Below are 20,875 nucleotides of genomic sequence, written 5' to 3'. Positions count from 1 at the left end.
CCACGTGGAACCCTTGCCTCCAGCGCATTCGCGCCTGTCATGCTGAGCCAAATCCCTACCCACTTGCTAGCGGGTCCTCTAGGTGCAGGCAAAACCTCCCTGCTGATGAGCCTGATGCGACAAAAGCCAGAGCGCGAGCACTGGGCGATCCTGATCAATGAGTTTGGGCAAATAGGCTTGGATCTTGCCCTACTCACCAGCGAGCAGACAGATGGCATTAGTCTCAGTGAGATACCAGGCGGCTGCCTGTGCTGTGTGAATGGCCTACCCTTTCAGGTCGGCCTGGGACGGCTATTGCGCAAGGCAAAACCTGATCGGCTGTTCATAGAGGCCTCAGGCCTGGGCCATCCGGCAAAACTGCTTGAGCAGCTAGGGCAGTCGCCCTGGGTCGGCGTTCTGGCATTGCAGCCGCTGGTGATGGTAGTGGACGGGGCAGCGCTAGCATCTGGCGCCCCCTTAGCTGACAGCCAACAACAAGCCTTACCCCTGGCGAGTCTGGTCGTATGCAATAAAGCGGATAAGCTGAGCAGCCACGCCGCAGAAGCCTTGCAACAACGATTTAGTACACAGCAGCTGCGCTTTACCCGTCAGGGCTACCTTGACTGGCAGCACCTGCCACAGGCAGAAACAGAGCTGGCCACCGCTCGCGTACCAGAGGCAACAGCAGCAACCGAGTTACCAACACTTTGGCTAGAGAACACGAACTGGATCAGGTCACACCAGTTGCAACGAGCGCCCTACTCCCTGGGCTGGCGTATGTCACCAACACAGCGTTTCAGCCTAACCCAGCTAGAGCACTGGCTTACCAGTAGCCAGTGGCAACGTGCCAAGGGCATCGTAAATACAGATCAGGGCTGGAAAGCGTTTAATCTGTTGCCCGATACCAAGCCTGCCTGGCAGGACAGTCCTTGGCGGCAGGACAACCGCATAGAACTGATTGTCGCCGATGTGGATAACGCCAACGTCTTGGAACATAGCTTGCGACAGGTTGCTCTGAGCCAGTAATCTAGCCCCTTTGCCTTGATGCGCAGGCCAACATGACCCGTTTTTTGTTTATCCCACTGATGTGTTTACTCAGCACTACGCACGCTTGGGCACAAGCCTGCCTGATCGTGTCCACTGATCAAAAAGTACCCATTCGCATGTGTCAGCAGAATATGACCATTCCTCAGCATTTGTTCGCTGACAACTTTTGTCACCCGCAAATCCCGGACAGAAGCTTCGAGATCACCATGGTCGATGAATGCCCGGCGGAAGCTTATGGTATCTGTGCAGGGTCGCACACTGACGGCGTGGGTTATCAGCAGTCGATTTTTTATTACAGCGACCCAAATGACGCTCCCGTGTTAAAGGCCTACTGCGAAAAAGTCAGCAAGGGAGCCTGGCAATCACCAGCGCAAAATCCGGAGTAGGCCGCCGGGTTAGTTAGCCGGCGGCGAGGCTGGCAGACCGCTCATATCCAGCGTCTGGCCCTGCTTTAGGCCCATAGCCCCGACCGTTCCTGCTGGAACCTCCAGAACATAGCGTAGCGGCTCAGCAGCCTGGTAAATGCTGCAGGGCATCTGTGCACAAGGAGGAACCTCGGGGAAGATGTGCTCAATGCGGCCACTGGCACTGACAAACAGCAAATCCAGGCTGATCTGCATATTGTGCATCCAGATAGCCGGACGTGTACCCACCGGAAAGTCGAACAGCATGCCGGTGTTATCCGCTAGCTCACGGCCCATCAGGCCTTGTCGACGAGTCTCCGGGTCAGCAGCAACATCAAAGGTGAAAGACTCCGAACCTAACATCAGGGTTTGCTCAAGCGGTTCAGCGGTTACGCTCACCGCCCAAGAACATGCCATAACTGCAATCAAGCATCTGATTTTCATAGACTTTCCTAGGTTAAGAACGGCCCTCTGCCGGTGCTTACTTACGCATGATGCCCGCTTGAACACGCTGAACCGCAAAGCGGGCGCGCCCTACCCACGCCGAGGTTGAGCCGAGCAGGCGCGCTCATTTTTTCTGGGGGCGCTTCCAGCCACTGATGTTGCGCTGGCGCGCACGGCTGACGGCCAAACTGTCAGCTGGGACATCCATCGTGATAGTTGAGCCAGCCGCAGTCGTTGACCTCGCACCCACGGTTACCGGCGCAACCAAGGCGCTGTTGGTGCCAATAAATGCAGCGTCTTCGATACGGGTTTTGTGCTTATTTACGCCATCATAGTTGCAGGTAATGGTCCCAGCGCCGATGTTAACGTTGCTACCGACCTCGGCGTCGCCAATGTAAGACAAGTGGTTAACCTTTGAGCCTTCGCCGATATTCGCTTTCTTGGTTTCCACAAAATTACCGATTTTGGCCCCACGGGCAAGGCAAGTACCTGGGCGCAGGCGCGCGTATGGGCCGACTTCACAATCTTCCCCTACCTGTGCCTGCTCAAGGTGGCTGAATGCCTTGATATGGCTTCCAGCAGCGATCACAGAGTCGCGGATAACGCAGTTCGCCTCAATGATCACGTTATCAGCAATACTTACCTTGCCTTCGAATACCACATTGATGTCCACACTGATGTCACGCCCAACGACCAATTCACCGCGCACATCCACCCGCGCCGGATCAGCCAAGGTGACACCCGCTGTCATCAGGCGTAGCGCCTGACGCGCCTGATATTCGCGCTCCAACACCGCGAGCTGAACCCGATTGTTGGCACCCATCACCTCCTGCTCGCTCGTCGGCTGCGCGACCTCAACCGGAACCGCCTCGGCCACCGCTAGCGCCACTACATCGGTAAGATAATACTCACCCTGCGCATTCTGATTCGACAGGCTGCCGAGCCATGCTGCAGCGCGACCACCCGGCAGCGCCATGATGCCGGTATTGCCTTCGTTGATCAGCAACTGTTCCGGGCTGGCATCCTTCTGTTCGACAATCGCCATCACACGCTCGGCAGCGTCACGCACGATGCGGCCATACCCGGTCGGGTCCTGCATATTGACTGTAAGCAAGCCCAGCGCCTGTGCACCAGCCTGACGGCTGAGGTGCTCCAGCGTCGCAACCTGTAACAAGGGTACATCGCCGTAAAGGACAAGAATCTGCTCTGCTCCAGCAGTATCCGGCAGCGCCTGGGCTACCGCATGCCCGGTACCCAGCTGTTCATGCTGCATTACCCAGTTCAGATCCGCTGCATCAAGCTGCTGCTGTACCTGTTCCGCGCCATGCCCAATAACGACATGAATACGCTCTGGAGAGAGCGCACGGGCGCAATCAATCACGTGCCCCAGCATCGGCTTACCGGCAACCGGATGGAGGACCTTGGGTAAGGAAGAGCGCATGCGTGTGCCTTGACCGGCAGCGAGGATGACAACGTGCAGATTCATTAAAACGTCCTGTAGTGACGGGAAACTTCCGTGGATGATAGCAAAAGTGCAAGCTGCAAGCTGCAAGCTGCAAGCTGCAAGCTGCAAGCTGCAAGCGTTAACAGGATGGCGGCCGGGTTTGACCAGTCAAGCTCTATTTGAACTTTGGGTGGGCTTCTAGCTTTCAGCTTTCAGCTTTCAGCTTGAGGCTTGAGGCTTGAGGCTTGAGGCTTGAGGGCAATAAAAAAGGCAGCCGAAGCTGCCTTTTTTATTGTTGGAAAACTCAGCGATTGTTGCTCGCTGGTCCACCGTATTTCTTGCGAAGTTCCTGCACGGTGCGCAGTTGCGCTGCCGCTTCGGCAAGACGAGCAGAAGCCGAACCGTAATCGAACTCGGCACCCTTCTCGTTGAGAGCCGCTTCTGCGGCTTTCTTTGCTTCCAGAGCAGCTGCTTCGTCAATGTCACCGGCACGTACCGCTGTGTCGGCGAGCACTTTGACCACGCTGGGCTGTACTTCCAGGAAGCCGCCAGAGATGTAAAACACCTCCTCGCTACCATCCTGTTTGATCACCCGAACGGGGCCTGGCTTGAGGTCGGTTAGCAGCGGTGCGTGGCCGGGCATAATGCCCAGATCACCCAGGTTACCGTGTGCTATCACGCGCTCAACCAGGCCTGAAAACAGCTCTTCTTCCGCGCTTACGATATCGCAGTGCACTGTCATAGCCATTGTTTTGCCTCGGTTTTGCGTCCCCTCGCGGGGACGCACCCATTACATTTTCTTCGCTTTCTCGATTGCTTCGTCGATGGTGCCGACCATGTAGAACGCCTGTTCCGGCATGTGGTCAAACTCACCATTGAGGATGCCCTGGAAGGCACGGATAGTGTCTTTCAGAGACACGTACTTGCCAGGTGCACCAGTGAAGACTTCGGCAACGAAGAACGGCTGCGACAGGAAGCGCTGGATCTTACGAGCCCGGGCTACCAGTTGCTTGTCTTCTTCGGACAGTTCGTCCATACCCAGAATCGCGATGATGTCCTTCAGCTCTTTGTAGCGCTGCAGAACATACTGTACACCACGGGCACAGTCGTAGTGCTCCTGACCGATAACCAGCGGATCCAGCTGACGAGAAGTGGAATCCAGCGGGTCAACCGCAGGGTAGATACCCAGAGAAGCGATATCACGGGACAGTACCACGGTCGCGTCAAGGTGAGCGAAGGTGGTAGCCGGAGACGGGTCAGTCAAGTCATCGGCAGGTACGTATACCGCCTGGATCGAGGTGATCGAGCCAGTCTTGGTAGAGGTAATACGCTCCTGCAGAACGCCCATCTCTTCAGCCAGGGTAGGCTGGTAACCTACTGCAGAAGGCATACGGCCCAGCAGTGCGGATACTTCGGTACCGGCCAGGGTGTAACGGTAGATGTTGTCGATGAACAACAGTACGTCACGACCTTCGTCACGGAACTTCTCGGCCATGGTCAGACCAGTCAATGCAACGCGCAGACGGTTACCCGGCGGCTCGTTCATCTGACCGTAAACCAGGGCTACCTTGTCCAGTACGTTGGAGTCCTTCATCTCGTGATAGAAGTCGTTACCTTCACGAGTACGCTCACCCACACCGGCAAATACGGAATAACCGCTGTGCTCGATGGCGATGTTACGGATCAGCTCCATCATGTTAACGGTCTTACCAACACCCGCACCGCCGAACAGACCTACTTTACCGCCTTTGGCAAACGGGCAGATAAGGTCGATAACCTTAATACCGGTTTCCAGCAGTTCGTTAGAGCCAGCTTGCTCGTCGTAGCTAGGAGCCGGGCGGTGGATACCCCAGCGCTCTTCTTCGCCAATCGGGCCAGCTTCGTCGATCGGGTTACCCAGCACGTCCATGATACGGCCCAGGGTCTTGACCCCAACCGGCACGGAAATGTTGGCACCGGTGTTAGAGACGGTCAGACCGCGCTTAACACCTTCGGTAGTACCCATGGCGATGGTACGTACGATGCCATCACCCAGTTGCTGCTGGACTTCCAGGGTCAGGCCCTTGTCAGTCACGTGCAGCGCGTCATACACCTTCGGCACGTCTTCGCGTGGGAATTCCACGTCGATGACGGCGCCGATGATTTGAACGATACGTCCGCTACTCATTTGTTGGTTCCTCTAAATGGTTGAAACCGTTCCCGTTTTACCGGGTCGCGTCAAACCGCGGCGGCGCCGCCGACGATTTCCGAAATTTCCTGAGTGATCGCTGACTGACGAGCTTTGTTATAAATAAGCTGCAGACTGTCGATGATCTCACCGGCGTTGTCGGTCGCGTTCTTCATTGCGATCATACGCGCGGCTTGCTCACAGGCGTTGTTTTCGACCACTGCCTGGTAGGTCTGGGATTCGATATAACGAACCAGCAGGCCATCCAGCAGTTCCCGGGCATCGGGCTCGTAAAGATAGTCCCAGGTCCCCTTTTGTGCACCCTCGTCATCGGAGGCCACCAGCGGAATCATTTGTTCCACCTTGGGTTGCTGAACCATCGTGTTGACGAAGCCGTTTGAGACCAGGTACAGACGGTCGATGCGACCTTCGTTATAGCCATCCAGCATCACCTTGACGCTACCAATCAGATCATTCAACGCAGGCTTCTCGCCAAGGTTGCTGATGGCCGCGACAACGTTTCCGCCGTAGCTGCGAAAGAACGAAGCGCCTTTGCTACCGATCACACAGAGCTCGGTTTCAACGTTGCGGTCACGCCACTCTTTCATGCTGTTGACCAGGGCCTTGAACAGGTTAGTGTTCAGACCACCGCAGAGACCACGATCCGTGCTCACCACGATGTAACCCACCCGCTTGACTTCACGCTCTTGCATGAACGGATGGCGATACTCCGGGTTGGCGTTGGCCAGATGACCAATCACCTGCTGGATACGCTCAGCGTAGGGACGGCTTTCAGCCATGCGCTGTTGTGCTCTGCGCATTTTGCTGACAGCCACCTTTTCCATGGCGCTGGTAATCTTCTGCGTACTTTTAATGCTCGCGATTTTACCGCGAATCTCTTTTGCGCCTGCCATGTCACACCTTTCCAGGTTTGCCCTTGGCCGGATCGCACGATGCGGGATGCAGCATCGCTACATCCCGCCTTCGGCTTACCAGCTTTGGGTTGCCTTGAACTTCTCGATGCCAGACTTGATGCTGGCTTCGATATCGTCGTTGTAATCGCCCTTCTCGTTGATTTTCGCCAACAGCTCGGCGTGCTCAGACTTGAAGTAGGCGATCATGGCTTTCTCGAAAGCACCGATCTTGGCCTGCTCTACATCGGCCAGGAAGCCTTTCTCGGCAGCGAACAGGCTGATGCCCATTTCTGCGACAGACATAGGCGCGTACTGGTCCTGCTTCATCAGTTCGGTAACACGTTGACCGTGCTCGAGCTGTTTGCGGGTCGCTTCATCCAGATCGGAGGCAAACTGGGCGAAAGCAGCCAGCTCGCGGAACTGAGCCAGCGCAGTACGAATACCGCCAGACAGCTTCTTGATGATCTTGGTCTGTGCTGCACCACCTACCCGGGATACCGATACACCCGCGTTAACCGCCGGACGAACGCCGGAGTTGAACAGGTTGGATTCCAGGAAGATCTGACCGTCGGTGATCGAGATCACGTTGGTCGGTACGAATGCAGACACGTCACCGGCCTGCGTTTCGATGATCGGCAGCGCCGTCAGGGAACCGGTCTTGCCAGTTACTGCACCGTTAGTGAACTTCTCGACCCACTCTTCGGAAACGCGTGATGCGCGCTCCAGCAGACGGCTGTGGAGATAGAACACGTCACCAGGATAGGCTTCACGGCCTGGTGGACGACGCAGCAGCAGGGAGATCTGGCGGTAGGCAACAGCCTGCTTGGACAGATCGTCATAAATGATCAGAGCGTCTTCGCCGCGATCACGGAAATACTCACCCATGGTGCAGCCGGCGTAAGGCGCCAGGAACTGCAGGGAAGCCGGATCGGAGGCAGAAGCGGCAACGATGATGGTGTGAGCCATGGCATCGTGCTCTTCCAGCTTGCGTACTACGTTGGCGATAGTCGACTGCTTCTGACCAACGGCAACATAAACACACTTAACGCCAGAGCCTTTCTGGTTGATGATCGCGTCGACGGCCATCGCGGTTTTACCCGTCTGACGGTCACCGATGATCAGCTCACGCTGACCACGACCAACCGGCACCATGGCGTCAACCGCCTTGTAACCAGTCTGGATCGGCTGATCAACTGACTTACGCCAGATCACACCAGGTGCAACCTTTTCAACTGCGTCAGTTTCCTGGGCGTTGATTTCGCCCTTACCGTCAATTGGTGCGCCCAGTGTGTTAACCACACGGCCCAGCAGCTCCGGACCTACCGGAACTTCCAGGATGCGACCGGTACACTTGACGGTCATACCTTCGGCCAGATTCAGGTAATCACCCAAAATCACGGCACCTACGGAGTCTTGCTCCAGGTTAAGTGCCATACCGTAAACGCCTTCAGGGAATTCAAGCATTTCCCCGTACATAACATCGGCGAGACCGTGAATCCGCACAATACCGTCAGATACGGAAAGAATCGTACCTTCGTTACGTGCCTGAGAAGAGATATCGAGCTGCTCGATACGCTTCTTGATGATGTCACTGATCTCTGATGGATTCAGTTGTTGCATGCCTTTATCCTCAAAACCTTATGCTGAAATCAGGAGCCCAATGACTCGGCCAGTTTGGTCAGCTTTCCGCGTACAGAGGCGTCGATAACCAAGTCGCCGGTGCGAACAACCAATCCACCAATCAATGATGTGTCCAGTGTCGTCTCGATCTGTACATTGCGATCGAGTTTCTTTGACAGGGCCTGGGCGAGCTTCTGCTGCTGTGCGTCAGTCAGCTCGAACGGCGAGCTCACATTGATGTCGATGGTGCGCTCAAGATCAGCTCGGAAGCTGTTGAAAAGCGTTGCAATCTCGGGAAACAGGGCAAGCCTGTGGTTTTCCGCCAGAATCATCAGAAAGTTGTGTTGTTCCTCGCTTGCCGTTTTACCGGTGCACTCAAGGATAAACTCCGCTTTCTTCTGTTCGGCCATACCCGGATTGGTCAGCAGCTGTCGAGTTGCCGCATCAGCCACCACTTGACCGGCGGCGGTCAGCAACTCAGCCCACTCTGCCAGCGCTTGTTGGGCTTTAGCCCGCTCAAATGCCGCTTTGGCGTAGGGACGGGCCAGCGTAATCAGTTCTGCCATGATGACCTCGCTTAGAGTTCGGCTACCAGCTTGTTCAGCATGTCGCCGTGCTTCTCAGCATCGACAGAAGTTTCCAGAATTTTCTCGGCACCAGCGATGGCGATAGCAGCGATCTCGGTGCGCAGAGCATCTCTGGCCTTGACCCGCTGTTGCTCGATTTCCGCCTGAGCCTGATCCAGAATCTTCTGACCTTCCTTGCGAGCATCCTCTTTGGAGGCTTCAACAATCTGGTTGGCACGCTTGTTGGCCTGCTCAATCAGTGCTGCTGCCTGCTCTTTGGCCTGACGCAATTCCTGGGCCGACTTTTCTTGCGTCAGCTCCAGATCCTTGGCCGCCCGATCAGAGGCTGCAAGACCATCCGCGATCTTCTTCTGGCGTTCCTGCAAAGCAGTGATGACCGGAGGCCATACATACTTCATACAGAACACCACGAAGATGAAGAACGCGATAGCTTGACCCAGTATCGTCAAATTAATGTTCACGTCTTCACCTCTTGCCTATCGTATTCAATACCATCAAGTCGGAGTCGCCGTTGCCGGCGACCACCTTAAGCAACTTGGGCAAGGAAGGGGTTGGCAAAGGTGAAGAACAGAGCGATACCAACACCGATCATGGTTACGGCATCAAGCAGACCAGCGACGATAAACATTTTGACCTGCAGCATGGGGATCATTTCTGGCTGACGCGCGGCGCCTTCCAGGAATTTACCACCGAGGATACCAAAGCCAATTGCAGTACCCAGTGCGCCCAGGCCAATCAGCAGTGCTACAGCGATCGCGGTCATTCCAACTACAGTTTCCATTTAAAGCTCCCAGTTTCAGTTAATTTCAAGTTGTGGGTTTTCGGTTAAAACTAAATCGTTTGGCCAACTCAGTGGCTGTCTTCGTGCGCCATACTCAGATACACGATGGTCAGCATCATGAAGATGAACGCCTGCAACGTGATAATCAGAATGTGGAAAATAGCCCATGGCACTGACAGTGCCCACTGCGCCCAGAAGGGCAAGAGGGCGATCAGGATGAAGATCAGCTCACCGGCGTACAGGTTACCGAACAGACGCAGGGCGAGAGAGACCGGCTTGGCCAGCAGGCTAACGCCTTCCAGCAGCAGGTTGACCGGAATCAGCAGCACCTTGAGGAAGATGTTGCTGGAAGAGAAAGGGTGCAAGGTCAGTTCGCCAAGGAAACCGCCAACCCCCTTGACCTTGATGCTGTAAAAGATAATCAGTGCAAAGACGGACAACGACATACCCAGCGTGGCATTCACGTCGGTCGTCGGCACCGCTTTCATGTACTCAACCCCCGCCAGATGGAACAACTGGGGAATGAAGTCGACCGGGATCAAATCCATCAGGTTCATCAGGAACACCCAGCAGAAAATCGTCAGTGCCAAGGGTGCGATGACCTTGTTGCGGCCGTGGAAGGTTTCTTTGACGCTCTGATCGACAAACTCGACCATCATTTCAACGAAGTTCTGCAAACCACCGGGGGTGTCGGACGTTGCCTTGCGGGCCGCCATGCGGAAGAGAAAAATGAACAAACCACCAAGGAAAATGGACCAGCCCATGGTATCCAAATGGATCGCCATGAAGCCCATATCGGATGCTTCCTGTCCGCCGTGAGCGATGGTCCAGGTGGCGTCCGATAGAACAGTGCCATCGGCACGCTCATAGCCAGCCGGGAGCTTCCCATAGGTCAGATTCTGAAGGTGATGCTTGATGTACTCTGATGCGGTGCCTGCCATATCGTTCTCTCAGGTCCTTTAGCTTTGCTGCGTTTTACCACCGAAAACTACCGGTGTTAGCCAGTTGGTAACCAGCATGATCGCAAATGTTAGAAACAGTGCCGCGACGTCTAGCGGCTTAATACTTTTAAACACCACCGTGAAGAGGATGGCGCAAAGAATGAGCTTGCCTGTCTCACCCTTATAAAATGATCCCATTATCTGCTTGGCAGCACGCGCACCGCTATAACGAAAAGCCTTGAGCGCGAAATACACATTGGGGAGGAAAAAAATGATGCCTCCCAGCAAGGCGGAATAAGCCGCCACGGGGCTTTTAATCCAAAAAACCAGCCCCATTAAAAGAATTACGCCAGCCTGGAACGCAAACCATTTGCCCAGCGGAGGACGACGAATGGCATTGGTCTTCATTGTCGTCATAACTACTCTGCTTTTCTCGCCGGACGCTGCGTGTCTGAATCGAATTACCGGGCTAGCCGTAAAGCGCCGGTGATTATATGTGTTCGCCTGCCCTGAATCAACAAAACGCTAGACCCGTCTCCCCCCGTGAAGTCGCATGATCACTGAAGTTAGCGGGAGTTTTGCTTCACTTGGTTGTACTTGCTGCTGGAGCACTACATCTTGTGGTCAACACTGGCAATTACCTATATTACGGTCATGTTTTGTAATAATTATTGATCCAAGACAAAGCCATAACAGGCTGCCGCCAAGTCAAAGGAGCTTAGCGGATGTGTCCAAGAATGCCATCAAGCTCATCCAGTGAGCTGTAGCTGATCACCAACTTACCCTTGCCTTTTGCTCCATGCTGCAGCTTCACCTCAGCACCAAGGCGTTCGCCCAAATCCTGTTGCAGACGCTCTACATCGGGATTCAGCCGTTGCTGACCCGGATCGCGGCGGGGATTCAGCCATTGCCGAACCAGCGCTTCAGTCTGACGAACGGTTAACCCTTTGGCCACTACCTGACGTGCTGCGGTGGTTTGCTGCTCTGCCGGTAACCCGAGCAAGGCACGCGCATGACCCATTTCCAGATCACCACGCTCTAGCATCAGCTTGACGTCTTCCGGCAAGCTGGTCAGACGCAACAGGTTGGTAATACTGACGCGGCTCTTGCCTACAGCATCGGCTACCTGCTGCTGGGTCAGCTCAAATTCCTGCTGCAGTCGCTGCAGTGCAATGGCTTCTTCGATGGGATTGAGATCTTCACGTTGGATGTTTTCGATCAGAGCCATCGCAATGGCAGCTTCATCGGGCACATCACGGATAACCGTCGGAATGGTATCCAGGCCAGCCAGTTGAGTCGCGCGCCAGCGACGCTCGCCAGCGATGATTTCATAGCGCTCGCCACCAATCGAACGCACTACAATCGGCTGCATGACACCCTGAGCACGGATGGATTCGGCCAGTTCTTCCAGCGCTTGCGGATCCATATCGCGGCGAGGCTGATACTTACCACGCTGAATCAGGTCAACTGGTAGTTCTTTGAGTTGCTGATCCTGGCTGTAGCCGTTGCCCTCGGTTGCATTGCTCTGTCCGAGCAGCGCATCCAGTCCCCGTCCCAAGCCGCGTTTCTTAGCCGCCATGCCGCTGATGTCCTTTTGGTTATTCGGTTGAATCTGTCACGGCAGCCGCTTTGGCTGCCTGTCGGTTGCGACGCACCAATTCGCCAGCGAGCGCCAGATAGGCCACGGCGCCACGCGATTGTTTGTCATAAGTCAGCGCCGGCATGCCAAAGCTGGGGGCTTCGGCTAAACGCACGTTACGCGGTATTACGGTCTGGTAGAGCTTATCGCCAAAATGCGCGGTCAATTGCGCGGACACGTCGAGAGTCAGGCTGTTGCGCGGGTCATACATGGTGCGCAGCAGACCTTCAATCTGCAGCGAGGGATTGAGCAGCGAGCTGATTCGGCTAATGGTATTGACCAATGCCGACAACCCTTCCAGTGCATAGTATTCGCATTGCATCGGGATAATCACCCCGTCTGCTGCCACCAAGCCATTGACGGTCAGCATGTTCAGCGACGGCGGGCAGTCTATGAGCACGTAATCATACTGCGTACGTGCCTTGACCAGGGCATAACGCAGCCGGCTTTCCTTCATTTTGATGTTCATCAGCTCAACTTCAGCCGCAGTCAGGTCACCGTTGGCGGGGAGCAGATCGTAACCACCATGCTCTGACGTCCGCAGGGCGTCGGCAAACTCACAACGCCCCGTCAACAATTCATAAACGGAGTTATCCAATTCCGCCTTGTCGACACCGCTGCCCATGGTGGCGTTGCCCTGAGGGTCCAGGTCAATCAGCAGCACCTTGCGTTTGGTTGCGGCCAATGAAGCGGCAAGATTGATGGTGGTGGTGGTTTTACCCACTCCGCCTTTCTGGTTGGCTACTGCCAATACCTTGCCCACGTAGACCCCCTATCAAGCCGTTGAAAACTTCCTGTATTGCCAATATTGCCGTAAAAACGGCAAAAAAAGCGCCCACCCAGACATGCTGTGTGTTTTGCCATTTCTTCGGATACGAGCTGCCTTGCCTATTTTTTCAACAGTCTGCTGTGCGAATTAACTCTGATCCGAGCGTCGCAGTATCAACAGATGTCGACTCCCCACGCAACCGGGAACCGATAATTCTGCACTACGCTCAAGCATGAAGTCGACCGGCATCGCCGCCAGCTCATCGTCAGGATACACGCCTTTCATCGCCAACCAGCGAGTTTCTGTGTTGCCTAGCTGACGGGTTTTCTGCACAAAGTCGCCCAATGCGCTGAAAGCACGGGAGGTAATACCGGCAAACGGCTGGTCCTGCTCCAGGGCTTCTACCCGGCAGTTGAGTACCTGCAGGTTATCCAGGCCCAGCTCAAGCTTAACCTGGGTAAGAAACCGGGTCTTCTTGCCGTTGCTATCGAGCAGGCTGAACGTCTGGTCAGGGCACATAATCGCCAGAATCACGCCTGGCATGCCGCCGCCGCTGCCCACATCCAACCAGGTATCACCCTGGACATACGGCAGTATGCTCAAGCTATCGAGCAAATGCCGACTAACCATTTCATCCGGATCACGCACTGCGGTCAGGTTATAGGCCTTGTTCCACTTGTTCAGCAACCCGAGGTAGGCAAGCAATTTGTCGCTCTGCTCTGGCTGCAGGTCTATGCCTAACTGACTGGCGCCGTTGGCCAGTTGTGTTGCGTGGTCCACCATGGGGGTTATGCCTCCTGGGCCAATTTGCTACCGCCCAAGGCGTTGCGTTTTTTCAGATGAATCAGCAACAGGCTCACCGCTGCCGGCGTGACGCCCGGAATCCGCGAGGCTTGGCCGAGGGTTTGGGGACGCACATCAGACAACTTGTGGCGGATCTCATTCGACAGCCCACTCAAGCTGCTGTAATCGAGATCCAATGGCAGTGTGGTCTGTTCGTGCTGACGCAAACGGTCAATTTCTTCCTGCTGACGCTCAATGTAACCGGCGTATTTAGTCTGAATCTCAACCTGCTCAGCGGCATCGGCGGGGATCTCAACTTTCCCGGTCAACTCGCTCAGTGCCTGGTAATCGACTTCCGGCCGGCGCAACAAATCCAGCAGATTGTATTCGTGGGTCAAAGGCGTGTTGTACCGCGCGCTATAGGCTTTGCCAATTTCACTGCTGGGCTGTACCCAGGTACTGCGCAGACGCTGGGTTTCCTGCTCAATGGCTTCGCGCTTGGTATTGAACGCGGCCCAACGGGCATCATCAACCAGTCCCAATTCGCGGCCCTTGGCGGTGAGTCGCAAGTCGGCATTGTCTTCGCGCAGTACCAACCGGTACTCAGCTCGCGAGGTAAACATGCGATAGGGTTCACGGGTGCCCATGGTGATCAGATCGTCAACCAACACACCGATGTAGGCTTCGTCCCGACGCGGGCACCAGGACTCGAGACCCTGGGCACGCCGCGAGGCGTTCAACCCGGCCAGCAATCCCTGGGCTGCAGCTTCTTCGTAACCGGTGGTGCCGTTGATCTGACCGGCAAAGAACAAGCCGCCAATCACCTTGGTTTCCAGCGAATACTTCAGATCCTGCGGATTGAAGTAATCATATTCAATCGCGTAACCGGGACGCAGGATGTGCGCGTTTTCCATGCCAACAATGGATTGCACAATCTGCAGTTGCACGTCGAATGGCAATGAAGTGGAAATGCCATTGGGATACAACTCGTGCGTGGTCAAGCCTTCTGGCTCGATAAATACCTGATGCTGATCCTTGTCGGCGAAGCGATGGATCTTGTCTTCAATCGACGGGCAATACCGCGGTCCCACGCCTTCGATCACGCCGGTATACATGGGCGAACGGTCGAGGTTGTTACGAATGATCTCGTGGGTGCGCTCGTTGGTGTAGGTAATCCAGCAATTCACCTGGGCAGGATGTTGCTCGGCGTTACCCATGAACGACATCACGGGAATCGGCGTATCGCCGGGCTGTGCAGTCATCTTGCTGAAATCCACACTGCGGCCATCGATGCGTGGTGGTGTACCGGTTTTCAAACGATCAACGCGTAAGGGTAATTCGCGTAATCGTTGAGCCAGAGAAATTGCTGGCGGGTCACCGGCTCGGCCGCCCGAGTAATTATCCAGACCAATGTGAATCAGACCACCGAGGAAGGTGCCAGTGGTCAGTACCACGTTGTCAGCCAGAAAACGCAGGCCCATCTGTGTGACAACGCCTTTGGTTTCGCCTTGTTCAACAATCAGGTCATCGCAGGCTTGCTGGAATATCCAGAGATTCGGCTGGTTTTCCAGAATCTCGCGGATCGCGGCCTTGTACAAAACACGGTCAGCTTGCGCTCTGGTTGCCCGCACTGCAGGGCCCTTGCGGCTGTTGAGCACACGAAACTGGATGCCTGCCTTGTCGGTAGCGATAGCCATGGCACCGCCGAGGGCATCGATTTCCTTGACCAGATGGCTTTTGCCAATACCGCCGATGGCGGGATTGCAGCTCATCTGGCCCAGCGTTTCAACGTTGTGACTCAGCAGTAGGGTTTTCGAGCCCATACGAGCAGCCGCCAGAGCGGCTTCAGTACCAGCATGACCACCACCTACGACGATAACGTCAAAGCGATTGGGGAAATCCACGTAACACCTCGTTGCTCAGGTTTTGCCTGGCTTCGGAAAAAGGGGGCTGATTATAGGGTCTGACGGGAAAAATTGCAGCTGCTGTTGAGTATTTTTTGTACAGGGATTCGAACGCGATCAGGACAAGGTACTTATATAGAATTAAAGATAAAGATTTATATAGAGCTTAATGTAGTTACTACTAATGAGTAGCGCTTTTTCTGTGGGTAAGCGAATAAAGTCAATATTATTCAGTGACTTGGGAAAAGCATAAGTATGTGTGAAAGCGGTACTGCACTGGTGGGTAAGCGGGTGCTGGTCCTGTGCATAAAGTGCTTACTTATCCACAGGCGAGTTATACCCCTATTTACCCACAGGGTTATGGACCGGGCTTAGGTGCGGTTTTCCACAGGGCTTAGCCGCTGATTTTTTTTGTTTAACGCGGCTTTTTACTGCCTATTTAACTGCACATGCTGGTGCAGTTAGCCAAGAACCGCTTGGCGAGAGCGCTTTTTCGGAGCACATAGAATCTGTTGCACTGGAGGTTTTGTGCAAAATGCACAAAAATATTCAGGGCCGATCGGGTCTTATTAGCCGAAAGAGAGGTGCTGGCATAGCCATTGCAAAAACCCTGCTGATCCACTGAACCGCAGGCTGCTGCGATGCTCGCTCGGCTGCAGATAGATTGAACGACAGGAGAGTAACGATGACGAACAACACCACGGCGCAAGAGCAGGACTATCCGCTCAGCGCGGTACCGGCTTCGGCCAGAAAAAGCCTGTGGTCCATGGGGCTGGTGCTTTTGGGCTTCACTTTTTTTACCGCGACCATGTGGGCCGGCGGCACCGTTGGCACCGCGTTCGATTTTTCTACCCTGATGCTGGTCCTGCTGGCAGGTAACCTGCTGCTTGGCATCTACGCCGCGATTCTTGGCTATATAGCGGCGCGCTCCGGCATGAACACCGCGTTAATGAGTCGCTACGCTTTTGGCGATATTGGTAGCAAATTATCTGATTTCATTCTTGGTTTTACCCAAATTGGCTGGTACGCCTGGGGTACCGCTACCATGGCGCTGCTGCTGGTGAAAATGACTGGCTTACCCGAGGGGGCTACCCTGCCCTTGATGGTGATTTTTGGTTTCGGTTTTTGTGTCACCGCTTTTATTGGCTATCGCGGACTTGAGTTGCTGTCGCGAATTGCGGTTCCGGCGATGATTGTGTTGATCGCGGTGAGCATGTTTATTGCCACCTCCGACGCAGGCGGTCTGGCCGGTTTGACCAGCATTACTCCGACCAGTGATTTGAGCGTGGCGGCGGCGATTACCCTGGTGTTCGGCACCTTTGTCAGCGGCGGAACCCAAGCGACCAACTGGACGCGCTTTGCTCGCTCCGGCAAGACGGCCGTGTTGGCTACCCTGGCGGCGTTCTTTCTGGGCAACGGCTTGATGACCCTGGTCGGCGCATTGGGCGCACTGGTTTATCAGCAAGCAGATATCGTCGATATCATGGTGGCGCAGGGGTTGGCCACGCTGGGTATTCTGATGCTGTTTCTGAATCTGTGGACCACGCAGGACAATACGGTTTACAACTTTGCGGTGGCTGGCTGCAACATGCTGCGTACGCGTCGCCGCAAGACGATCACCCTAGTGGGCGCTGCCATAGGAACGCTGCTGGCGGTGCTCGGGATGTATGAATGGCTGATTCCCTTCCTGGTATTGCTGGGTACCTTTATTCCGCCGGTGGGCGGCGTGATTATGGGTAACTTCTTTGTGCGTTACCGCGGCGAGTACCCCGATATCGCCAGCGCCAAGTTGCCTGCCTTTAATATCGTGGGGCTTAGTGCGTATGCCATCGGTTCCCTGGTGGCTTACACCTCTGCCTGGGTCGCTCCCTTGGTCGGTGTGCTGGTGGCGGCATTGAGCTATGCCTTGCTGGAAACGGTGGTTGCCGGTGTTAAGGCCCGTCGCGCCAGTGCCATGGGTAGTGTTTAACCGGTGTTGCTGCGCTGCGCCGACATCCCTACTCTGCCCGGTCTCGGCGCTATTGTGCTGCGCGCAGGCCTGGCAGGTGGGGAGCGGCCAGTACGTTGGCCCTATGTCGCAGAGAACCGCTCTTTCAGTCCCTGGATACAGGGCGGAGAGCTGGTTTTTATCACCGGGATAGGCCGTCATCACAGTCAAGCCAGCTTGACTGAACGGCTGTACGAAGCGGTGCAATCGGGGGTTGCCGGCCTGGTTATTCTTACCGGCGAAGCTTATATAGGTCAGTTGCCCAATGGTCTGCTGCGGTTGGCCGACCAACTGGCGCTACCCTTGTTGGAGCAGCCTTATTCGCTGCCGATGGTGCAGGTGACGGAGACCATCAGCCGGGCCATTGTGCAGCGCGAACAGGCGTATGCCCGCCGGGCTGAGCAACAGGCAGACTCACTGGCAGACCGGTTGCAGCAGCGACTGGGGAGCGCGACAGAGATAGCCGATTTCGTTCGTCCCTTTATTGCTTGTGCACCAGAGCAACTGAGCCCGCTGCAATCGACGCTGGACGCCTGGCTGGCACAGCAGGGCAACCTGTCGGCGGCGGCACAGCAATTGGGCTGTCATCGCAACTCACTGCGTTATCGCTTGAACAAGATTTTTAACATGAGCGGTTTGGACCCTAAACGTCCTGCCGACATGCAAACACTGATACTGCTGCACGTGCTGTTGTCAAAAACAGCCGAGAAAGCAGACATTTTGGAGACACCCCATGATTCAACACCCTGAAGCCATCATCAACGCACGTTTAGCCGGCAAGGATGGGCTGCACACACTGACCATCAGCGATGGACGCTTTGTTAGCCTGGTTGCCCAGTCGGAAAAGCTGTCTGCGGGCGAGCAGCAGCTCGATGCCGGTGGCAATCTGGTGTCGCCGCCTTTCGTTGAGCCCCACATTCACCTGGATGCAGCGATGACAGCCGGTGAGCCGCGCTGGAATCGCAGCGGCACCTTATTTGAAGGTATCGAGTGCTGGGCTGAACGCAAGGCGACGTTAAGCCATGCAGACGTGATCAGCCGTGCTGAGCAGACACTCAAACTCTTTGCCGCGCACGGTATTCAGTATGTGCGTACCCATATTGATGTCACTGACCCGTCGCTGGTGGCGCTTGAAGCCATGGTCGAGGTGCGCGAGCGCGTACGTGAACATATTGACCTGCAGATTGTGGCCTTTCCGCAGGAAGGTATCCTGTCTTTCCCCGGCGGGCAGGATCTGATGCGCCGTGCGGTAGAGATAGGTGCGGACGTGATTGGTGGTATCCCGCACTTTGAGTTCACGCGTGACTACGGCGTCGAGTCGGTCAAGATGTTGATGCAATTGGCTGAAGACAACGATTGTCTGGTCGACGTGCACTGCGATGAAATTGACGACCCGAACTCGCGTTTTCTTGAAGTTCTGGCGGCTGAGGCTCTGAGCCGTGATTACGGCACGCGGGTTACCGCCAGCCATACCTGTGCCATGCACTCATACAACAACGCCTACTGCAGCAAACTGTTTCGCCTGTTGCAGAAGGCAGACCTGCGATTTGTCGCCCTGCCAACCGAAAACCTGCACCTGCAAGGTCGTTTTGACGGCTACCCCAAGAGTCGCGGCATTACCCGTGTGCCGGAGCTGCTGGACGCTGGCTTAAAGGTTTGTATGGGCCAGGATTCGATTCGTGATCCCTGGTATCCGATGGGCAACGGCAATCTGCTGCGCACTCTGGATGTGGGCTTGCACGCCTGCCATATGCTCGGTATTGAGCGGATCGAAACAGCGCTGGAGATTGTCACCAGCAATGGCGCGGCAGCACTCAACCTCAGCGATTATGGTATCGCGCCAGGTTTGCCTGCGCGTTGCATGGTGCTGAACGGCGCAACCCCCTATGAGGTGTTGCTGAATCAATCACCGGTATTGGCATCGATTCGCGATGGTCGCTGTTTGCTGCAGCGTGAGGCTGTTGTCAATTCCGTCGCTGGTTGGGATTGAAGCTGATCGGCAGACTATTGAGGCGGGGCGTGCCAATGGATATGTTATCGTTTGCGGGTAGTTTTCATATCTTCAAGCCCTGCCGCAAGGACTGCTGATCTCTGATGAAAGACCTCGATGGCCTGCCGATGCCCCAGCGCCTTGGCGCCATCATTGCCATAGCGCTGGGGGTCACCATGGCCGTGTTGGACGGCATGATCGCCAATGTGGCCTTGCCGACCATTGCCGATGACCTGGGTACCAGCGCGGCCAATTCAATCTGGATCGTCAACGCCTACCAACTGGTGATCACCATGAGCCTGCTGTCGCTGGCATCCTTTGGTGATCTTTGGAGCTACCGCAAGGTATACCTCATAGGGCTCGGTGTTTTCGCCTCTATGTCGGTACTCTGTGCGCTTAGCGATTCGTTACTCACCCTGACGATCGCGCGCATGCTACAGGGCTTGGGCGCTGCTGCGGTGATGAGCGTGAACGGCGCCTTGACCCGCCTGATCTATCCCCGCCGCATTCTGGCTCGCGGTATCGCTATCAACACGCTGATCGTAGCGGTGTCCGCCGCCGCCGGTCCAACCGTGGCGGCCGGCGTGCTGTCGATTGCCAGCTGGCCCTGGCTGTTCGCCATCAATGTGCCTATTGGCCTGCTCGCGCTAATCATGGGGTACCGTTTCTTACCGGCTAACGCCGGGGTTCGTGAGCAACGTTTCGATAAGCTTAGTGGCTTGCTGAACGCCATTACCTTTGGTTTGTTTTTCGCTGCGTTAACCGGCTTTGCACAGGGTCATGCGGGCTGGATGATTGGGCTACCGCTGGTGCTGACGATAGTCGTCGGCTGGTTCTTTGTGCGCCGGCAGTTGGATCAGCCCTTTCCATTGCTGCCAATTGATCTGTTGCGGATTCCGGTGTTCTCGCTATCCATTGGCACCTCGGTCTGTTCCTTTGCCGCGCAGATGCTCGCCATGGTCTCCATTCCGTTCTACTTTCAAAAGACCCTGGGTCTGAGTGAGATCGAAACCGGTTTGCTGATGACGCCCTGGCCGCTGGCAACCATGGTAATGGCGCCGATCGCCGGGCGTCTGCTGGACAGAGTGCACGCGGGGCTGCTGGGCGGGATTGGCCTGGCCATCTTTGCGACCGGTCTGTTTATGCTGGCGGCTCTGCCGCAAGAGGCCACGCACCTTGAAATCATGCTGCGCATGCTGCTCTGCGGCGCAGGCTTCGGACTGTTTCAGTCGCCTAATAATCACACTATTCTGACCGCCGCACCGCTTGAGCGCAGCGGCGGTGCCAGTGGCATGCTGAGCACCGCCCGCCTGGTCGGACAAACTACCGGGGCTGCGTTGGTGGCGTTGTCGTTCAACCTGTTTGCCGACAACGGCACGCACGCTTCGCTCATCGCAGCTGGTAGTTTTGCCTGTGTTGCCGCGATCGTAAGCAGTCTTCGCATGAGTCAGACGCCAATACGCTAATCCCAATGA

General features: G+C 55.6%; 21 protein-coding genes. 6 read left to right on the top strand and 15 right to left on the bottom strand.

What is annotated here, in order from left to right; translation table 11 throughout:
• The first annotated feature begins 39 nt into the window (after positions 1-39).
• Both EF096_RS02590 and EF096_RS02585 read left to right on the top strand, forming a co-directional pair.
• Positions 40-1,005, top strand: a complete 966-nt coding sequence (locus EF096_RS02590; RefSeq protein ID WP_123888058.1) for a CobW family GTP-binding protein — start codon at positions 40-42, stop codon at positions 1,003-1,005.
• A gap of 32 nt (positions 1,006-1,037) precedes the next feature.
• Complete coding sequence (locus EF096_RS02585; RefSeq protein WP_123888057.1) at positions 1,038-1,412, top strand: NADH:ubiquinone oxidoreductase; 375 nt, start codon at positions 1,038-1,040, stop codon at positions 1,410-1,412.
• A gap of 9 nt (positions 1,413-1,421) precedes the next feature.
• On the opposite strand, the gene EF096_RS02580 is transcribed toward EF096_RS02585, so the two are convergent.
• The 15 genes from EF096_RS02580 to mnmG form a co-directional block, all read right to left on the bottom strand.
• Positions 1,422-1,847: a DUF192 domain-containing protein gene (locus tag EF096_RS02580; RefSeq protein ID WP_158611228.1), complete on the bottom strand. Its 426-nt coding sequence runs from the start codon at positions 1,845-1,847 to the stop codon at positions 1,422-1,424.
• Positions 1,848-1,998: 151 nt separating this feature from the next.
• Entirely contained in the window at positions 1,999-3,360 is a 1,362-nt protein-coding gene (gene glmU / locus EF096_RS02575) for a bifunctional UDP-N-acetylglucosamine diphosphorylase/glucosamine-1-phosphate N-acetyltransferase GlmU (protein WP_123888055.1), read from the bottom strand.
• Positions 3,361-3,622: 262 nt separating this feature from the next.
• On the bottom strand, positions 3,623-4,066 hold the full coding sequence (locus tag EF096_RS02570) for a F0F1 ATP synthase subunit epsilon (RefSeq protein ID WP_123888054.1): 444 nt from the start codon (positions 4,064-4,066) through the stop codon (positions 3,623-3,625).
• A gap of 42 nt (positions 4,067-4,108) precedes the next feature.
• Complete coding sequence (gene atpD / locus EF096_RS02565; RefSeq protein ID WP_123888053.1) at positions 4,109-5,485, bottom strand: F0F1 ATP synthase subunit beta; 1,377 nt, start codon at positions 5,483-5,485, stop codon at positions 4,109-4,111.
• Positions 5,486-5,535: 50 nt separating this feature from the next.
• Positions 5,536-6,399: a F0F1 ATP synthase subunit gamma gene (atpG, locus tag EF096_RS02560; protein ID WP_123888052.1), complete on the bottom strand. Its 864-nt coding sequence runs from the start codon at positions 6,397-6,399 to the stop codon at positions 5,536-5,538.
• A gap of 75 nt (positions 6,400-6,474) precedes the next feature.
• Positions 6,475-8,019 carry a F0F1 ATP synthase subunit alpha gene (gene atpA / locus EF096_RS02555; protein ID WP_123888051.1) on the bottom strand — a complete coding sequence of 515 codons (1,545 nt, stop codon included), beginning with the start codon at positions 8,017-8,019 and terminating at the stop codon, positions 6,475-6,477.
• Positions 8,020-8,048: 29 nt separating this feature from the next.
• Positions 8,049-8,585 (bottom strand): F0F1 ATP synthase subunit delta, encoded by a 537-nt coding sequence (locus EF096_RS02550; protein WP_123888050.1) that lies wholly within the window; start codon positions 8,583-8,585, stop codon positions 8,049-8,051.
• A gap of 11 nt (positions 8,586-8,596) precedes the next feature.
• Positions 8,597-9,067, bottom strand: a complete 471-nt coding sequence (locus EF096_RS02545; protein ID WP_123888049.1) for a F0F1 ATP synthase subunit B — start codon at positions 9,065-9,067, stop codon at positions 8,597-8,599.
• A gap of 65 nt (positions 9,068-9,132) precedes the next feature.
• Positions 9,133-9,387: a F0F1 ATP synthase subunit C gene (gene atpE / locus EF096_RS02540; protein ID WP_123888048.1), complete on the bottom strand. Its 255-nt coding sequence runs from the start codon at positions 9,385-9,387 to the stop codon at positions 9,133-9,135.
• A 68-nt stretch (positions 9,388-9,455) separates the two neighbouring features.
• Positions 9,456-10,328: a F0F1 ATP synthase subunit A gene (gene atpB / locus EF096_RS02535; protein WP_123888047.1), complete on the bottom strand. Its 873-nt coding sequence runs from the start codon at positions 10,326-10,328 to the stop codon at positions 9,456-9,458.
• 18 nt (positions 10,329-10,346) lie between these two features.
• Positions 10,347-10,745, bottom strand: a complete 399-nt coding sequence (locus EF096_RS02530) for a F0F1 ATP synthase subunit I (RefSeq protein ID WP_123888046.1) — start codon at positions 10,743-10,745, stop codon at positions 10,347-10,349.
• A gap of 301 nt (positions 10,746-11,046) precedes the next feature.
• The gene (locus EF096_RS02525) at positions 11,047-11,907 is read right to left on the bottom strand and encodes a ParB/RepB/Spo0J family partition protein (protein WP_123888045.1); all 861 of its coding nucleotides are present in this window, start codon (positions 11,905-11,907) and stop codon (positions 11,047-11,049) included.
• Between the two features lie 19 nt (positions 11,908-11,926).
• Complete coding sequence (locus tag EF096_RS02520) at positions 11,927-12,730, bottom strand: ParA family protein (protein WP_123888044.1); 804 nt, start codon at positions 12,728-12,730, stop codon at positions 11,927-11,929.
• A 153-nt stretch (positions 12,731-12,883) separates the two neighbouring features.
• Positions 12,884-13,519, bottom strand: a complete 636-nt coding sequence (rsmG, locus tag EF096_RS02515; RefSeq protein WP_123888043.1) for a 16S rRNA (guanine(527)-N(7))-methyltransferase RsmG — start codon at positions 13,517-13,519, stop codon at positions 12,884-12,886.
• A gap of 5 nt (positions 13,520-13,524) precedes the next feature.
• Positions 13,525-15,423 carry a tRNA uridine-5-carboxymethylaminomethyl(34) synthesis enzyme MnmG gene (gene mnmG, locus EF096_RS02510; protein ID WP_123888042.1) on the bottom strand — a complete coding sequence of 633 codons (1,899 nt, stop codon included), beginning with the start codon at positions 15,421-15,423 and terminating at the stop codon, positions 13,525-13,527.
• 685 nt (positions 15,424-16,108) lie between these two features.
• On the opposite strand from mnmG, the gene codB reads away from it, so the two are divergent.
• The 4 genes from codB (at position 16,109) to EF096_RS02490 (ending at position 20,866) form a co-directional block, all read left to right on the top strand.
• Positions 16,109-17,392, top strand: a complete 1,284-nt coding sequence (gene codB / locus EF096_RS02505; RefSeq protein ID WP_123888041.1) for a cytosine permease — start codon at positions 16,109-16,111, stop codon at positions 17,390-17,392.
• A gap of 3 nt (positions 17,393-17,395) precedes the next feature.
• Positions 17,396-18,160 carry a PucR family transcriptional regulator gene (locus tag EF096_RS02500; protein ID WP_123888040.1) on the top strand — a complete coding sequence of 255 codons (765 nt, stop codon included), beginning with the start codon at positions 17,396-17,398 and terminating at the stop codon, positions 18,158-18,160.
• Positions 18,144-19,400 (top strand): cytosine deaminase, encoded by a 1,257-nt coding sequence (gene codA, locus EF096_RS02495; RefSeq protein ID WP_123888039.1) that lies wholly within the window; start codon positions 18,144-18,146, stop codon positions 19,398-19,400. The genes EF096_RS02500 and codA overlap by 17 nt, the downstream gene beginning before the upstream one ends.
• A 104-nt stretch (positions 19,401-19,504) precedes the next feature.
• The gene (locus tag EF096_RS02490; protein ID WP_123888038.1) at positions 19,505-20,866 is read left to right on the top strand and encodes an MFS transporter; all 1,362 of its coding nucleotides are present in this window, start codon (positions 19,505-19,507) and stop codon (positions 20,864-20,866) included.
• Positions 20,867-20,875 lie beyond the last annotated feature (9 nt).

Origin of the sequence: Pseudomonas neustonica (genome assembly GCF_003797945.1) — a bacterium.
In the GTDB taxonomy this organism is placed as follows: domain Bacteria; phylum Pseudomonadota; class Gammaproteobacteria; order Pseudomonadales; family Pseudomonadaceae; genus Halopseudomonas; species Halopseudomonas neustonica.
The sequence above is the reverse complement of the archived record's forward strand: the minus strand, read 5'-3'. Positions and strand labels throughout refer to the sequence as shown.

Bases quoted from the DNA above. Each gene is read 5' to 3' on its own strand.
- EF096_RS02590 (WP_123888058.1), top strand. From the start codon at position 40: ATGCTGAGCCAAATCCCTACCCACTTGCTAGCGGGTCCTCTAGGTGCA.
- EF096_RS02585 (WP_123888057.1), top strand. From the start codon at position 1,038: ATGACCCGTTTTTTGTTTATCCCACTGATGTGTTTACTCAGCACTACG.
- EF096_RS02580 (WP_158611228.1), bottom strand. From the start codon at position 1,847: ATGGCATGTTCTTGGGCGGTGAGCGTAACCGCTGAACCGCTTGAGCAA.
- glmU (WP_123888055.1), bottom strand. From the start codon at position 3,360: ATGAATCTGCACGTTGTCATCCTCGCTGCCGGTCAAGGCACACGCATG.
- EF096_RS02570 (WP_123888054.1), bottom strand. From the start codon at position 4,066: ATGGCTATGACAGTGCACTGCGATATCGTAAGCGCGGAAGAAGAGCTG.
- atpD (WP_123888053.1), bottom strand. From the start codon at position 5,485: ATGAGTAGCGGACGTATCGTTCAAATCATCGGCGCCGTCATCGACGTG.
- atpG (WP_123888052.1), bottom strand. From the start codon at position 6,399: ATGGCAGGCGCAAAAGAGATTCGCGGTAAAATCGCGAGCATTAAAAGT.
- atpA (WP_123888051.1), bottom strand. From the start codon at position 8,019: ATGCAACAACTGAATCCATCAGAGATCAGTGACATCATCAAGAAGCGT.
- EF096_RS02550 (WP_123888050.1), bottom strand. From the start codon at position 8,585: ATGGCAGAACTGATTACGCTGGCCCGTCCCTACGCCAAAGCGGCATTT.
- atpE (WP_123888048.1), bottom strand. From the start codon at position 9,387: ATGGAAACTGTAGTTGGAATGACCGCGATCGCTGTAGCACTGCTGATT.
- atpB (WP_123888047.1), bottom strand. From the start codon at position 10,328: ATGGCAGGCACCGCATCAGAGTACATCAAGCATCACCTTCAGAATCTG.
- EF096_RS02530 (WP_123888046.1), bottom strand. From the start codon at position 10,745: ATGACGACAATGAAGACCAATGCCATTCGTCGTCCTCCGCTGGGCAAA.
- EF096_RS02525 (WP_123888045.1), bottom strand. From the start codon at position 11,907: ATGGCGGCTAAGAAACGCGGCTTGGGACGGGGACTGGATGCGCTGCTC.
- rsmG (WP_123888043.1), bottom strand. From the start codon at position 13,519: ATGGTGGACCACGCAACACAACTGGCCAACGGCGCCAGTCAGTTAGGC.
- codB (WP_123888041.1), top strand. From the start codon at position 16,109: ATGACGAACAACACCACGGCGCAAGAGCAGGACTATCCGCTCAGCGCG.
- codA (WP_123888039.1), top strand. From the start codon at position 18,144: ATGATTCAACACCCTGAAGCCATCATCAACGCACGTTTAGCCGGCAAG.
- EF096_RS02490 (WP_123888038.1), top strand. From the start codon at position 19,505: ATGAAAGACCTCGATGGCCTGCCGATGCCCCAGCGCCTTGGCGCCATC.